At 33.6% G+C, this 15,089-nt stretch carries 15 protein-coding genes and 1 riboswitch; of the genes, 14 read left to right on the forward strand and 1 reads right to left on the reverse strand.

Annotation, left to right across the window (positions count from 1 at the left end):
- The first annotated feature begins 63 nt into the window (after positions 1 to 63).
- The 7 genes from C1726_RS24645 to nrdG all read left to right on the forward strand — a co-directional run bounded on the left by C1726_RS24645 (position 64) and on the right by nrdG (position 7,607).
- A complete protein-coding gene (locus C1726_RS24645; RefSeq protein WP_102275567.1) occupies positions 64 to 1,095 on the forward strand; it encodes a FecCD family ABC transporter permease in 1,032 nt (343 codons plus the stop codon).
- Positions 1,092 to 1,883, forward strand: coding sequence for an ABC transporter ATP-binding protein (locus C1726_RS24650; RefSeq protein WP_102275568.1), 792 nt, complete (start codon positions 1,092 to 1,094; stop codon positions 1,881 to 1,883). Before C1726_RS24645 ends, C1726_RS24650 begins: the two co-directional genes overlap by 4 nt.
- A 4-nt stretch (positions 1,884 to 1,887) precedes the next feature.
- Complete coding sequence (locus C1726_RS24655; protein WP_180968296.1) at positions 1,888 to 2,610, forward strand: class I SAM-dependent methyltransferase; 723 nt, start codon at positions 1,888 to 1,890, stop codon at positions 2,608 to 2,610.
- A gap of 21 nt (positions 2,611 to 2,631) precedes the next feature.
- The gene (locus C1726_RS24660) at positions 2,632 to 3,762 is read left to right on the forward strand and encodes an ABC transporter substrate-binding protein (protein ID WP_102275570.1); all 1,131 of its coding nucleotides are present in this window, start codon (positions 2,632 to 2,634) and stop codon (positions 3,760 to 3,762) included.
- Between the two features lie 564 nt (positions 3,763 to 4,326).
- A riboswitch (cobalamin riboswitch) is annotated at positions 4,327 to 4,504 on the forward strand.
- Between the two features lie 197 nt (positions 4,505 to 4,701).
- Positions 4,702 to 5,172, forward strand: a complete 471-nt coding sequence (locus C1726_RS24665; RefSeq protein WP_102275571.1) for an acyl-CoA thioesterase — start codon at positions 4,702 to 4,704, stop codon at positions 5,170 to 5,172.
- 81 nt (positions 5,173 to 5,253) lie between these two features.
- Positions 5,254 to 7,116 (forward strand): anaerobic ribonucleoside triphosphate reductase, encoded by a 1,863-nt coding sequence (locus C1726_RS24670; protein WP_102275572.1) that lies wholly within the window; start codon positions 5,254 to 5,256, stop codon positions 7,114 to 7,116.
- Positions 7,113 to 7,607: an anaerobic ribonucleoside-triphosphate reductase activating protein gene (gene nrdG / locus C1726_RS24675; RefSeq protein ID WP_102275573.1), complete on the forward strand. Its 495-nt coding sequence runs from the start codon at positions 7,113 to 7,115 to the stop codon at positions 7,605 to 7,607. The genes C1726_RS24670 and nrdG overlap by 4 nt, the downstream gene beginning before the upstream one ends.
- Before the next feature lie 305 nt (positions 7,608 to 7,912).
- On the opposite strand, the gene C1726_RS26415 is transcribed toward nrdG, so the two are convergent.
- On the reverse strand, positions 7,913 to 8,056 hold the full coding sequence (locus C1726_RS26415) for a hypothetical protein (protein WP_180968297.1): 144 nt from the start codon (positions 8,054 to 8,056) through the stop codon (positions 7,913 to 7,915).
- 485 nt (positions 8,057 to 8,541) lie between these two features.
- On the opposite strand from C1726_RS26415, the gene C1726_RS24680 reads away from it, so the two are divergent.
- The 7 genes from C1726_RS24680 to C1726_RS26420 form a co-directional block, all read left to right on the forward strand.
- Positions 8,542 to 8,703: a Fur-regulated basic protein FbpA gene (locus C1726_RS24680; RefSeq protein ID WP_102275574.1), complete on the forward strand. Its 162-nt coding sequence runs from the start codon at positions 8,542 to 8,544 to the stop codon at positions 8,701 to 8,703.
- A gap of 2 nt (positions 8,704 to 8,705) precedes the next feature.
- Positions 8,706 to 8,858 (forward strand): FbpB family small basic protein, encoded by a 153-nt coding sequence (locus C1726_RS24685; protein ID WP_102275575.1) that lies wholly within the window; start codon positions 8,706 to 8,708, stop codon positions 8,856 to 8,858.
- Between the two features lie 1,300 nt (positions 8,859 to 10,158).
- On the forward strand, positions 10,159 to 10,575 hold the full coding sequence (locus C1726_RS24690; protein ID WP_216629068.1) for a hypothetical protein: 417 nt from the start codon (positions 10,159 to 10,161) through the stop codon (positions 10,573 to 10,575).
- A 2,019-nt stretch (positions 10,576 to 12,594) separates the two neighbouring features.
- Positions 12,595 to 13,410, forward strand: coding sequence for an RHS repeat-associated core domain-containing protein (locus tag C1726_RS24700; protein WP_102275577.1), 816 nt, complete (start codon positions 12,595 to 12,597; stop codon positions 13,408 to 13,410).
- A gap of 2 nt (positions 13,411 to 13,412) precedes the next feature.
- Positions 13,413 to 13,982, forward strand: a complete 570-nt coding sequence (locus C1726_RS24705; protein ID WP_102275578.1) for an imm11 family protein — start codon at positions 13,413 to 13,415, stop codon at positions 13,980 to 13,982.
- A 238-nt stretch (positions 13,983 to 14,220) separates the two neighbouring features.
- A complete protein-coding gene (locus C1726_RS24710) occupies positions 14,221 to 14,619 on the forward strand; it encodes a pre-toxin TG domain-containing protein (RefSeq protein WP_102275579.1) in 399 nt (132 codons plus the stop codon).
- A 51-nt stretch (positions 14,620 to 14,670) separates the two neighbouring features.
- On the forward strand, positions 14,671 to 15,089 hold a 419-nt coding region (locus C1726_RS26420), incomplete at its 3' end, for a helix-turn-helix domain-containing protein (protein WP_180968133.1).

Raw genomic sequence — 15,089 nt, forward strand, 5'->3', positions numbered from 1 at the left:
CCTGTTATTCCACATTTTATTATGAAGTAATATACTCATGGAACAAATGAATGGAGTTATGTAATGAAGTTCTATAAAGAATCTGCGTTTAAAAAGGAAACTCACATTAAATTTTTACTTTTATCACTTTTTCTTATTCTCTGTTTTATGATTTCTTTTACACTAGGGAGATATCCCGTTTCTCCGCTAGAGCTCATAAAAGTGCTTTCTTCAAAGATATTTTTTCTTAAAACGACATGGCCAGCTGAAGTTGAAACGGTCATTTTCCAAATTCGATTACCTCGAGTGATGGCAGCTGTTTTAATCGGATCAGCTTTATCTTGTGCAGGAGCAACATATCAAGGACTATTCCAGAATCCAATGGTTTCCCCAGATTTACTAGGAGCATCTGCAGGAGCCGGATTCGGAGCGGCTTTAGCAATTTTTCTTGGATTTAGCAAGTTTAGTATTTCAGCTTTTGCATTTTTATTTGGGTTAGTGACGGTTTTTGTCGTATGGATAATTAGTTCGAGAGTAAAAACAAATCCGTCTCTAGGACTAATTTTAACAGGAATTATGGTTGGCTCCTTGTTTTCGGCAGGACTATCATTTATCAAACTTGTCGCTGATCCAAATAATGAATTACCAGCGATTACATACTGGCTAATGGGTAGTTTAGCGGCAATTCGTTTACATGACCTTTTCATTAGTGCTTTTCCGATTTTCATTGGCTTAATTCCTCTTATGTTTTTAAGATGGAAATTAAATGTGATGACTATGGGGGAAGAAGAGGCTAAAACGATGGGGGTAAATACAAAGTTCGTTCGTGTTATTGTCATAGCCTGTGCAACATTAGTTACTGCTGCATGTGTTTCAGTTAGTGGAATGATTGGATGGGTTGGGCTTGTTATCCCACATTTTACTAGAATGATTGTTGGGGCAGACTTTCGAGTGCTCATTCCAGCATCTATGCTTCTTGGGGCAAGTTTTCTATTAGTTGTTGATAACTTCTCAAGATTGTTAGCAACACAGGAAATTCCATTGGGTATATTAACTGCTTTTGTTGGAGCACCATTTTTTGTGTATCTAATTTTACGAGAGGGAAATAGGTTATGACAATTGAAGTTAGTCAGTTGAATTGCAGCTATCACGATCGCCAAATTCTTTACAATATTTCATTTACTGCACATCCTAAAGATTTACTTTGTGTACTTGGACCTAATGGAGTTGGAAAAAGTACGCTATTTCGTTGTCTATTAGGATTAGCGAAAAATTTCAATGGTGAAATCTTAATAGATGGAATAAGCATTCGAGAAATGAAGACAGTGAATTTAGCGAAGAAAATTGCTTATATACCACAGTCACATCATCCAACATTTAATTTCACTGTTTTAAATATAGTGCTTATGGGACTAACCGTTCATCTGAAAGGGGGATCCATGCCAAAGGCTATTCACGAACAAGAGGCTTTTGATGCTTTAGAAATGCTGGGGATTTCTCATCTATGGAACCGCGGATATGCAGAGATTAGCGGTGGAGAACGACAGCTTACCCTTATTGCCCGTGCGATTGTCCAAAAAACAAGCATTCTTGTCATGGATGAGCCAACAGCAAACCTTGATTATGGGAATCAACTGCGTGTCATGACGTGGGTGAAGAAGCTTGCTAACCAAGGGTATATTGTGATTCTGTCAACCCATAACCCGGAGCATGCTTTTTTGTATGGGAATAAAGCACTTGTCATTTATAAAGGTAAGATTGTTAAAATGGGAAATCCTCAGGAGATTGTAACGGAAGAATTAATTAAACAAGTTTATGGTGTAAGGGTACAGCTACATGATATTGAATCAGGCAATGACAATGTTAGGGTCATTGTACCAAATGGGGAAATAACGGGGGGATAGGATTGTGTTTTGGACAGAAAAAAGTACAAGGTGGTATAAGCAGGCAGCTGAATATACAAAATATCATCATGCTATTTATAAAGAAATATATCCATTTATTCCTGTCACAGCATCTGTTCTGGATGATGGTTGTGGTTTAGGTTATTTAAGTGCTGAAATTGCTCAAAATGCTAAAGTGGTTACTGCAGTTGATATTGATGATCGACCATTAGAGGATCTAGTAGAACGATTGAAGCAGGATAACATCAAGAACCTTCGTGTTATTAAAAGTGATTGGTCAGAAATAAGTGAAGAGGCTAAATGTGATGTTGTTGTCAGTAGTTTTTTTAAAAGTAATATAGAGGATATTGGTAGATTATTTGAATATTGTAGTGAAAGACTCATTTTAGTAGTGTCGAATGGAAGTGAAAACTCCTTTCTACCAGAAAGAAATTCTCATCATTATCGGAAGAGGGCCGATCTATTTGCCGATAACCTAAGATCTAAAGGTATTCCGTTTTATGATAAAAAATGTTTCATCCAGTTTGGACAGCCGTTATCTTCGGTTGCTGAAGCTAGGGAATTTATAAATCACTATCAGCCCACTTGCGATAATGGAGAAATAGATGATCATATTCGTTCACATGTAGAGAATATCACGAAAGATGCTTACGGAAATCAGTACTTTCTTTCTAATTTAAAGGAAGTTTGTATTTTTGTTATTGAGAAAAATGATTATATGTATTGAGTATAAAATGGAGGTAGGAAAATGAGATATTTTAATAAATGTAGTTTACTAATAATCATTTTCATATTAATTCTAGCTGGCTTAACTGGCTGTAATCAAAGTAAGACGATTAACAATGATAAAGATGAGTCAGAGGTAAACCTAGAGAAAACAGTAAAGGAAGAAAAAGAGCCAGCTACAAGAATGTTTACGGACTCAACAGGAAGAGAGGTTAAGCTTCCAACAAACATTACCAAGGTTGCTCCATCTGGTCCATTGGCACAAATGGTTCTATATTCCATCGCTCCTGAAAAGATGATTGGCTGGGCACGAAAACCATCAGGGGATACTGAGAAATATTTTAATCAAAAAGCATTGAATTTACCTAGTTTTGGCATGTTCTATGGGGACACGTTTAACCTAGAGGCATTAATGGCAGCTAAGCCAGATGTTATTCTCGATATTGGAGAAGCAAAGAAAACAATTAAAGAAGATATGGATGAAATCCAAAAGACGACTGGAATACCTACTATTTTTATTGAAGCAAAGTTAGATACTATTCCAGAAGCTTACATGACATTAGGAGATATTCTTTCTGAAGAAGATTATGGTAAAAAGCTTGCAGATTATAGTGCTGAAGCCATTAAATCAGCTCAGGAATTTCATACGGGAAAACCTGAAAATGAGAGGATCAAAATTTTTTACGGCATTGGAAAAGATGGATTAAATACAAATGGAAAAGGATCCTTTCACGCTGAAATCCTTGACTTTGTTGGACTAGATAACGTAGCTGTACTTGATCAGGTTGCAAGTAAAGGGGGAGGGAATGAAGTCTCCATGGAACAACTACTATTATGGCAACCAGATGTGATTATTTTCGAACCGAATAGTAGGTATGATGATGTTTTAGCTGGAGATGCCATATGGAAGGACTTAGAGGCAGTTCAAGAAGGAAGGGTTTATGAAGTGCCTGTAGGTCCATATAATTGGCTGGGTTTTCCGCCTTCAGTTAATAGGATTTTAGGAATAAAATGGCTAGGAAATCTATTTTACCCTGAACAATTTAATTATGACATGTTAATAGAAACGAAAGAGTTTTACCAACTATTCTTCCGATATGAGCTAACAGACAAAGAAGCAACAGAGCTTTTATCGCGTTCCACTTTAAAATAATCTAATATAAGATTAACGGGCTACTTGTTTTAGGAAGTTACGAAAATAGGAAAATGCATAATATAACTTAACCATTTGCAAAAATTTGAAGGGTTACCCAACAATCAAAAATGATAAGAAACCAGCTCTGATTGTGATTCACACAAAATTAGCGGCAGAAAACCGTAATGGCTACTGATGCAAGTTATTGGATTAATAAATGGCGTTTTTCGCCTTTTTTCTAAAGGGCTTTTCGGCGTCAGCAGAGGAAATGTCTGCTTCGACAAAAGAAGTCACATCTTTAGCTATTAGCATAGGTGAGATGACCAATGAAATGAGGAATAAAATCAACTTCTTTCAGATTAAGAAATAGGATAATAATGTGTAAAGAAGTATATTACAGGCTTGAACCTTTTAGAGTTCTTGCCTGTTTTTATTTAGTAACGATTGACAATATAAAAAAAGGACCACATCCCCGTCATTATTACCCATTTGGTAAAAAGAGGTTGTAAAAATGAGTATTGTATATTATATTTAATTATACAATATTTAGTATTATTCACTTCTGGATGATACTAAATATAGATAGTAACCGATAATAATGGTGTCTGAAAAAGACTTAATAGGGAATCTGGTGAAAGACCAGAACTGTACCCGCAACTGTAAATGCTGACGAAATAAGATATCCACTGTCTTAGGATGGGAAGGAATTAGAGTAGGAAGAAGCATAAGTCAGGAGACCTGCCATTTTTATAGCGTATTATCTTCTTCGGGAGTTGGGAAGGTATAACGAGGGTATTCTGACTATGAGCAGTGAATTAGTACTGTATTATAGATGATTCCACGTTATTACACCCATCTACTTTGATGGGTTTTTTGTTGTTCAAAATATATTACTGAAAAACTATTTATAATCCCGAAGAGTTGTAGCCAATTTATTTAAAGGAAAGGGAGTCTGTTATGGGAGAAAAATTACCTGCAAGTATTTCTAGAACAATTCAAACCAAGCTTGTATTGCCACCCAATACGAATCATATGGGAACAATCTTTGGAGGGACCGTCTTAGCTTATATTGATGAAATAGCAGCGATAGCAGCTATGAAACATAGTAAAAATGTAGTTGTTACAGCTTCCATAGATACTGTGAATTTTCTATCATCTGCTAGGGTTGGAGATATTTTAATTTTAGAAGGAGTGGTGATTTCCACAGGGAGAACGTCAATGGAAGTGTATGTGAAAGTAGAGTGTCAAAACTTAGAAACAAGAGAAAGAACAACCACCACTACTGCAATTCTTACAATGGTTGCAGTTAATAGTGACGGGGTTCCGACCCCGGTTTGCGGTGTTGCTCCGGAAACAGAAGAAGAAAAAAGCTTATTTCGTAGTGCTCAAAAAAGAAAAGAGAGACGATTGAAATTTAGTGAATTATAAGAGGATGATGTATACAAGTGGTAAGAGTCTTTTATCTCTATAAAATATAAAAACTCTAAACGAGAACAAGGAGGCATATTTATGGAAACGATTCAAGTTTCTTATAATCTATTAGAGGAATTCAATGAAATTGCAGGAAGTAAGAATCAAGATTTAATACAAGAAAACGCGAATGTCGATGGCAAAAGTCCTATGGGGATGATGGGACTCTTCGCTTCTACTAGTGCAAAGTTTTTCGCAATTGAACGTTTATTATCTGGAGAAATTAAACAAGCTTATTTGGCTGGCTACATATATATTCATGACTTAGATTACTATGTAACAGGCACAACAACATGTGTTCAAATTCCATTAGGCAAGGTGTTAAAAGATGGCTTTGATACTGGTCATGGTCATATGCGTGAACCAAACAATATCATGTCCGCTATGGCTTTAGCTTCTATCATTTTTCAATCTAATCAAAATCAACAACACGGCGGTCAAGCGATGAGTAACTTTGACTTTGATTTAGCCCCTTATGTATATAAGACGTACAAGAATAATGTCCAATTATTAGAAAACGTACAAGCTAGTTGTGATATAGAAGAAAAAGCATGGGAGCTAACAGATAGAGATGTTTATCAGGCTTGTGAAGCCTTTATTCATAATAGTAATTCCATGCATAGTCGCGGAGGCGGGCAAGTCCCTTTTATAAGTATTAACTATGGGTTAGATACAACAAAAGAAGGTCGAATGCTTGTTAGAAATATACTCCTTGCTACTCAAAAAGGGTTAGGAAATGGAGAAACACCGATTTTCCCTATTCAAATCTTTAAAGTAAAAGATGGCATCAATTTAAAAGCAAGCGATGTCAACTACGATATGTTCAGGTTGTCGCTTGAAACCACAGCAAAACGTCTTTTTCCCAACTATGTATTTGTAGATGCACCATTTAATCTACAATACTATAAAGAAGATGACCCTGAAACGCATATTGCAACAATGGGGTGCAGAACAAGAGTTTTAGCAAATATTAATGGCAAATCAACACCTGTGGGAAGAGGAAACCTTTCGTTTACTTCTATTAATCTCCCTTTGATTGCGTTGGAAAGTGATAGCATAGAAGAATTTTTCAAGAAGCTAGACTATTATGTAGACCTAGCAAGCCAACAACTATATGAAAGGTTCTTATATCAATCAACGAAGAGATCTGCAAATTTTAAATTTTTATATGGGCAAAATATATGGCGGGATTCAGAGGAACTAAATAAAGATGATTTTCTAAAAGAAGTTCTTCGTCAAGGTACTTTGTCCGTTGGATATGTTGGTTTAGCTGAAGCCTTAGTTGCCTTGACTGGAAAACATCATGGAGAAAGCGAAGAAGCTCAGAATCTTGGCTTAAAAATTGTTTCATTCATGAAAGAAAAGATGGATCTATTAACAGTGAAGACAAAATTAAACTATACATTGCTAGCAACACCTGCCGAATCCTATGCAGGTAAAGCTTTAAAAATGGCTCGAAAAAAACATGGAGTCATCAAAGGAGTAACAGATAAAGAATGGTTCACTAATAGCAATCATGTTCCTGTTGAATATAGGATTAATGCCATCAATAAGATTAAAAAGGAAGCACCTTACCATTCGCTAACAAATGCAGGTCACATTACATATGTTGAATTAGCTGAAGATGCTTCAAAGAATATTGATGCACTAGAATCTTATGTTGTGGCTATGAAAGAAAATGGGATAGGTTACGGTAGTTTTAATGTTCCAGTTGATCGCTGCCTTCAATGCGGATACAATGGCGTTATTTACAACGAATGTCCTAAGTGTAATAATCATGAGGAACATAAAATTGAGCGAATAAGAAGAATAACTGGATACTTGGTAGGAAGCATGGACAAATGGAACAGCTCAAAACAAAATGAAGAAAGCAATAGAGTAAAACATGGGTGTCAGAAATGAGAATCATGAATATCGATACTGACTCTACTGATAATGGGAATGGCATCCGTACTGTCATTTATGTATCAGGTTGTAATCATTATTGTGAGGGATGTCATAATCCCTCCTCTTGGAATGAAAACAGTGGGATAGAATATAGCATAAGTGAATTGATGAAAATTATCGAAGAAAATCCTATCTCCGATGTAACAATTAGTGGTGGAGATAGCCTTACTATTCAATATGAGAACACACTGAAGCTTGTTAAAGAAATCAAAGCCAAGACTAACAAGAATATATGGTTATATACTGGTTATGTGTTTGAGGAATTACCTGACTATAAAAATGAGATATTACGGTATCTCGATGTGATGATAGACGGTCGTTTTGAATTATCAAAAAAGGACTTACAGATCATGTTCAGAGGTTCGTCCAATCAGCGGATCATTGATGTACAAAGAAGTATAAAAGATGGAATTACAATTCTTTGGAGAGACGGCCAATATAACTAGAAGAAAAATCTATCTTCTGGAGTAATAAATAAGTCCTATTTTTTAATTTGGAATTGAGAAACGGGACTTTTTATATAGGGAATTCCTTAACGTAGTTAATCCACTTTTTCCTATTAATATCCCATATACAGCATGTGTTCATTACATAAACTAGCAAATATCTTGACTAGTTGGTTTTCTGTCACGAACTAACAAATGAAAACTCCGATATTTATACTTAACTTTCGTTTGGAATTTTTAATTGAGATTTTATAGTTCTATATATGTGATGTATAAGTGCCAAAAATACTGCAGCCCATGCAAAGCTAGCTATAAATACCATAATAAAAAATCTTGGCAATTGAATGCAAACCCAGAAGATACATGCCAATCGATAGAGCACCAGTCGCCATAACCATTGCAAAATATCCTGGAAAAAGATTCGCTGCTGCTTTCTTAATTAACTCCAACACGTCTTCAGCCCTATGGTTTATTCTATTCTAATTAATGTGGTATCGCCAACATTAAAAAAGGTGAAAATATCCTTCATTTTAATAATTTAAATCAACTTATCTGCTATACATCACTAGAAAACAATATTTCATATAAATATAATGGTTTAGGGCATTTTGTTCAAAAAATAATTAACGGAAAGACTGAGACCTTTATTTTTAATGAGCTAAGTGATGATGCAAGGCATCTAGCTGTAATTGATGTCTATCATTAATCTCGATAGGACGCATACCACTTGGGTTCATAGGGATATGAAAGATAAACAGCTGCAGCCGAGGATGATGGGGAGTAGATTTTTTTATTACACCATAATATTATTGACAATGATAATCATTATCAATAATATTATGGTGTAGCGCTAAATTTAACTGAATGCCATGGCCACAGATTGGTTTAAGAAATTATAGAAGGAAATGTTAATAAGAAGGAAGGTGAAGCTTTTATGACCAGAATATTACGGGATACAATTGAAACCAGGAAAGATTATATTATCAGCAAGCTTTTAAGCGTTGGAATTTATAAAATAAATGACGCTCAACTATTCGAGCTTCGCCTTAGTGAACTGGAACATGAACTGCAGCAATTAAACGGAAAGAGGAATTAGATATGCGGAAAAAAACATTAAAAGAATTAGTAAATGAAAATAAAAAACTAATAATGAAGGATCAGAAGCTAATAGATAATATTTACAAAAGAATAGAAGACAGACAGTTTAAGAAAAATAGCAGCTCTGACTCTACTAATTTTTCAAATGACTGAAAAGAAAAAAGTGAGACATAACTAGCTTCTATAAGTAATCGAGTAGGAAGGTGGTGACTAATCCCCGATTTCTCACGCCCCCGTATGTACGGTTTCATATACGGAGGTTCATTTAGGTATGACGCATATAGTTTATTAACGATGGGTTGTTTTATAGCTCAACCTACCGTGGATATTTATTAGAAAGAAAATTATTATGTTCTATGTTTGAAACATAGTAAGATGATATAATTCTGATTTTAAAAGAAAGGGAGTGTGAAAAGGTATGACGTAGTTAGGGGGCTTGTTGCCCCCTAAAGGAGGTTCAGCTTTTCCTTTTTGCTTCTAGGAATACTGGTACAGAATCATGATTAATACGAAAATATTGAAAGTATTCTATCTATAACTTTTTGATTCTCTCTTTGCATTCAAAACAATTAATTTCATTTATTTTCCTAAAGACAATTTGTTTTAGAATCCTTTTTTCTTTACGAGAGGCCCAATTTATTGCTGTACCACAGGCACATAAATATCTATTTTTTACAGCATGAACACGTTGATCTTTCAAACACTTTATGGTAGGGTAATGCATTTTATAATCAATCCTATTATCGTATTATTTTCAGATCGATTTTACCACATTCCTAATAGGAAAACTGTGACGGAAACATCTTTTTACTAATTTACAGTTAATATCCATCTATAGAAACGCTTTAGAACAAGTTTTCAAAAAAATTAACAAGAGTTAGAGAAAGAGCGTACTATGTCACTGAGTGAGTGCGCTGTTTTTAGTTACATAAAAGATAAAATTATACTAGAGTTCAAGTGCATTATCCTTCTATTGAACCAAAACCAGTACTAAAAATAACTATTTCTAAGGACATTGAAATATCTAATGAAGACTTAAAAACTGAGATAGATTATTTATAAGCTTCTAAGGATTTTTAACTCCCAATAAAAGATGTTTTGTATGAAATTAAAGTAAATAAATCTTATACGAACAAGTAGCCTTAGTTAAACAAGTATTAATTGATTTCAAGTTTGAATTCATATTGTAGTTATTCCATTAAAGGGCACGAGAATCGAACAGCGATGGGCTGTATTGATACAGTCCGTTTAATTTAAAGATGTAATTTATATATTGAAGTAGGAGAGAATCCAAAGTGTGGAGCAAAATGGGAATTCTGAAAGGGAAAAAGTTATTTGTAAAAATTTTGATAGTAATTCCATTTTTATTTGCTTTGACAGGTTGTAGCAAGACAACTTCGGATATAGAAAATTATCTTAACACTGGAACTGAAATTGATTACATGCAAAAGAAATGATGCCCACTCTTGATTATTTACCTGAATATGAGGATATCGAATATAGATATACGAATAAAACAGTTTTAATGTTTCAATCTAACTCTATTGCACTTATTGTAAAATATGATGATAAAACATATGAAGGTGAAAAAGAAAAAATAGCAGAAAACTATACATTTTTAAACATTACTTCTACTACTAAAGATGAATTGATTACCCCTGAATATAAATTTTCAATAAATAGTTACTCTTTTAAAGTAGTTGAAGGAAATGAGTTTCTAAAATCATTTGGTATGATTGGAACATCTAATGAGAAACAGAGTATTGCATATTTATATTTTTATGATTTTGATTTAGATAATATTGGAGATGAAAATGATAGTAACCTTATGCCAGATTTTGTTAAACAGTATTTCGATTATGATTTTTAGATTGAAAGTATCATCCCTATTTTCGTTTGCATCTTTGTTCAGTATAACTAGCAGTTATTCAACAATCCGGCGCTATGGTAGAATAAACCTTTGATATTTAAACGACTTTATTATTATGTTTTAGTATAGTGAAGTACCTTTCTTCAAAAATTAAACAATTATATTTTTAACCCCGTCCTAAATTAGAACGGGGTTATTCTTATTTGACTATTTTGATTAAATAACTTTATTGTCTTTTTACAAAGTGATCATTGTAAAAACTAAATTTGAACTTAAACAAATAAATTGCGAAGCAAAATGCATAGATCTAATTTCCTGAATATTCACAAAAAGAATTGTAGATACTGTAAATAAATAGACCTGAATGTATATTTGTATTAATTCCCATTTACCTAATTATGGTTAGCGAATTGATGTAAATTTATGATTTTCTAGGTGCCATATATCTACATCTATGTCTATTTTTCTACATTTATTTATCAAAATATTGCATCTGGGTTTAAAGTTCTGTTTTAAGTTACGCTATGTAAAACTAACAATAATTGCATTAAAATGACATTGTAGTCAAAAATTAGGAGGTGTTTTTTGTGAATTATTTATACTATTCTATTAAACTGTGTTTATTGTCTGTACTCGTCTTTTTCTTATTTTTGAAAGGAAATACCCTTGTATTTGCTGCGGATGAACAATTGACTAATGATACTAGTGATGATCCCCCAACAAAAAGTATTCTAGTCAGTAGTGGACAAACAATTGAGATACTTCCTTCAAGAACAGAAGATATGGGCATGTCTATCTCAAATGCTGGAGCCAGTGACATTAATTATGATTTTGTAATTGAATCAAGTCATAATAATAGTAGTGATGGAGATTATAATTTGGAATCTGGCTTACTATTAGTTCTCTCTGAAGACAAAAAACTATTACTCCATGCAAATAAAGGCTTACTTTCTATAAATATTCCAGAGAGCTGGAGTTATTCTATAAATTCTCAAGAGATTGTATATAAGATTAGTCTTGCACCAAACGAGAGTTATTCTATTGTTAATCAAGATAGTATAATGACGAAAAATGTAGATATTATTGGTAGTGATACAGGTATAGCTTATTTTGAAAATGGTCAAGTGAAAAGTGGAAATTACTATACTTCTTCTAAAACCGAATTTCTTAGACCTAATCGTATGATGGTAATAACTAACTATGGTCAAAAGAATGCACAGATTAACGTTCAAAGAAAGAGTGTGTCTGTTAATAAAAGTGATACGCCAGCTCTGGAAATAAAAAAAATGGCACCAAATGATAATGTCAAAGTGACAAATGCTCATGCAGAATACTGGTCTCTTTATATTCAGAACGAGGGATATGAATACGCATCATATTTTTCAGATGGTTCTCCAGATAAAATAGAGGTAAATTCTTCAAGAAGTTCNTTTGCTGTACCACAGGCACATAAATATCTATCTTTTACAGCATAAACACGTTGATCTTTCAAACACTTTATGGTAGGGTAATGCATTTTATAATCAATCCTATTATCGTATTATTTTCAGATCGATTTTACTACATTCTTAATAGGAAAACTGTGACGGAAATATCTTTTTACAAATTTGCAGTTAATATCCATCTATAGAAACTCTTTGAACAAGTCTTCAAAAAAATTAACAAGAGTTAGAGAAAGAGCGTACTATGTCTCTGATTGAATGCGCTGTTTTTAGTTACATAAAAGAAAAAATTATACTAGAGTTCAAGTGCATTATCCTTCTATTGAACCAAAACCAGTACTAAAAATAACTATTTCTAAGGACATTAAAATATCTAATGAAGACTTAAAAACTGAGATAGAATATTTATTAGCTTCTAAGGATTACCAACTCCCAATAAAAGATGTTTTGTAAGAAAATTAAAGTAAATAAATCTTATACGAACAAGTAGCCTTAGTTAAACAAAATGGGTTTGTGAACGTTTTTCTTTATATATTTCATTTGTATGTTTACTACTTAAATTGTTAAATCTATAAGTTTGCAAGGCAAGGTCATTGATGAAGCTGGTGCGGTTGCTGCAGAATACGAATACAGTCCTTTTGGGAAAATGACGGTTATAAAAGGGGAACTATCGCAACCGATTGGTTTTACTGGTGCAATCACAGACCATGATACTGGACTACTTTACCTTAATGTTCATCACTATGATCCTGAAACTGGACGGTTTGTTTCAAAAGATCCATATAAAGGGGAAAGAGATAACCCTATTTCACTCAACCCTTATATTTATTCCTATAATGACCCTATTAATCTTTATGACCCCAGTGGCATGAGTCCTATCGAGATTGATGATAGTTTATGGGATATCCATAATGATCTTGAAGATTGGTCCAATTGGATAAACTTTATTCCGGGCGTTGGAGTGATCAAAGGCGCTTATGAAGCTTCAACTGGCCACGATCTTTTAACTGATAACTCACTAAACGGAAAAATGCGTTTTTATGCAATAATCGGTATGGTCCCAGGCGGCGGTGGAATTAGCAAAATCGGAAAGAGTTCTATTAAGCCGTTTCAAAAGCATCACTTTGTTACTAATAAAAGTAAGAAATACACTCCTCAAATGGAGAATATAACAAAAAAATATGATTTAGATTTAGATGATGAATGGAATAAGGAACTATTACCACATCAAGGAAGACACAAAAATGAATATCATGACTATGTATTAGATAAGCTGAGTACTTTTGATAAAATAGCAAAAGGAGATAGGGGGAAATTCCTTAAATTGTTTGAAGGATTAAAGCAGGAGATAAGGAATAATCCAGACATGCTCTACAAAGAATATTGGAGGTAGAAATGAAATATTTCAAATTGATTTTAGATAATTCCAACGATAATGATGTAGTTGTTCATTGTGAGGATACACATGGATTTGAACAGTACGAGTTAAAGGAAGGTAATTTTTTAGAGAATTGGTGCGACAATATCACATTTTATTTTAATATAAATGATGGAAATAGATTTACTGACTATTTAGCAAATAATTTAGGGTGGTTCATTGTATCAAAAAAGTTTAAGGAATTAATAAAAAATATCGACGGAGATATCCAATTTTTACCTGTTAGTGTTATTGATTTAAAAAGTAAATCTAAAATAGAATTTGATGAATATTTTGTTGCAAATGTTTTGGGGGTTGTTAACGCGTTAAACCTAGAAAACTCTGATTATAGTGTTATAGGTTTAGACGGTGAAAAAATATATTCCGTTAGAAAATATGCAGTTTCTGAAGACAAAATAAATAACAAAAATATATTCAAATTAAAAGGAGATGAAATTCCAGTATTCGTGTCAGAAACTTTTAAGCAATTAGTTGAAGAAGGTAATATTACTGGTTGTGGATTTCTAGAAATAAAGACTATTTTATAGTTTTTCAAAAACCTTAGACGTATAACTGAACTGCACCCCAATTGTTAGACATCATCGAATAATTTGGAGGTGCAGTTTTTTTGTGGGGTAAAATTACAGTAGAAAACAAATTACAAGCAGGTTAAACGTTACTTTTAATGGAAATGAGTGTTCATATGAAATAGCTAAAGTCCCAATAACCCTTTATCACTCAACCCATATATATTCCTACGCTATTAATCTTTATGACCCAAGTGGTATGAATCCTATCGAGATTGATGATAGTTTATGGGATATCCATAATGATCTTGAAGAATGGTTGAATTGGTTAACCTTTGTTCCAGGTATTGGATTCGTAAAGGGAGCTTATGAAGCTTCTATGGGTCACGATCTTTTGACAGATAGCTCACTAAGCAATAAACAGCGTTTTTATTCTTCAATGGGGATGATTCCAGGCGGTGCTGTTGGAAAAGCTGGAAAGGTTGCTAAGGGTACGGGCAACATTGCATTTAGTGGTGGAAGATATATTGACCAATTAGCAAATGGCATTGCTTACGAGTCAAAAGTTGGTTATACTTCATTAACTAGTAGAGTCAAAACCCAAATATTAAAGGACGCTGAATTAATAAAAAAGGGACAAATAAATGGAGCAGAATGAACTGCACCCCAATTGTTAGACACAACTAACAATTGGAGGTGCAGTTTTTTTATGGCCAAATATTCATTTGAGTTAAAACTTGAGGCGGTATTAGACTATTTAAATGGAAAAGAGTCTATTCGAGCAGTTGCTAGGCGTTTCAATGTAAGTAAAACCCCCTTAGAAACTTGGATAGCTCAATATAGAGAAAATGGTGAAAATGGATTAATTTCATCCTATACAAACTATGATATTCATTTTAAAATGGACGTACTAAATTATATGAGCGAACTTGGAGCGTCTTTTAAACAAGCAGCGGCTGTGTATAACATTTCTTCTCCTTCTACAATTCTTCAATGGCAAAGGCAGGTTGAAGAATCAGGTGTGGACGCTCTATTTCCAAAGAAAAAGGGGCGTCCATCCATGAAAAAGGAAACAAAAAAATCATTACCTGTAGAGGGTTCAATGGAGGCATTACAAGCTGAAAATGA

The organism is Cytobacillus massiliigabonensis, assembly GCF_900199725.1.
Classification (GTDB): Bacteria; Bacillota; Bacilli; order Bacillales; family Cytobacillaceae; genus Cytobacillus; species Cytobacillus massiliigabonensis.

Excerpts from the sequence above, each read along its gene's own strand:
- C1726_RS24690 (WP_216629068.1), top strand. The coding sequence starts at position 10,159 with ATGATGCCCACTCTTGATTATTTACCTGAATATGAGGATATCGAATAT.
- C1726_RS24670 (WP_102275572.1), top strand. The coding sequence starts at position 5,254 with ATGGAAACGATTCAAGTTTCTTATAATCTATTAGAGGAATTCAATGAA.
- C1726_RS24650 (WP_102275568.1), top strand. The coding sequence starts at position 1,092 with ATGACAATTGAAGTTAGTCAGTTGAATTGCAGCTATCACGATCGCCAA.
- C1726_RS24645 (WP_102275567.1), top strand. The coding sequence starts at position 64 with ATGAAGTTCTATAAAGAATCTGCGTTTAAAAAGGAAACTCACATTAAA.
- nrdG (WP_102275573.1), top strand. The coding sequence starts at position 7,113 with ATGAGAATCATGAATATCGATACTGACTCTACTGATAATGGGAATGGC.
- C1726_RS24680 (WP_102275574.1), top strand. The coding sequence starts at position 8,542 with ATGACCAGAATATTACGGGATACAATTGAAACCAGGAAAGATTATATT.
- C1726_RS24660 (WP_102275570.1), top strand. The coding sequence starts at position 2,632 with ATGAGATATTTTAATAAATGTAGTTTACTAATAATCATTTTCATATTA.
- C1726_RS24685 (WP_102275575.1), top strand. The coding sequence starts at position 8,706 with ATGCGGAAAAAAACATTAAAAGAATTAGTAAATGAAAATAAAAAACTA.
- C1726_RS24665 (WP_102275571.1), top strand. The coding sequence starts at position 4,702 with ATGGGAGAAAAATTACCTGCAAGTATTTCTAGAACAATTCAAACCAAG.
- C1726_RS24710 (WP_102275579.1), top strand. The coding sequence starts at position 14,221 with ATGAATCCTATCGAGATTGATGATAGTTTATGGGATATCCATAATGAT.
- C1726_RS24705 (WP_102275578.1), top strand. The coding sequence starts at position 13,413 with ATGAAATATTTCAAATTGATTTTAGATAATTCCAACGATAATGATGTA.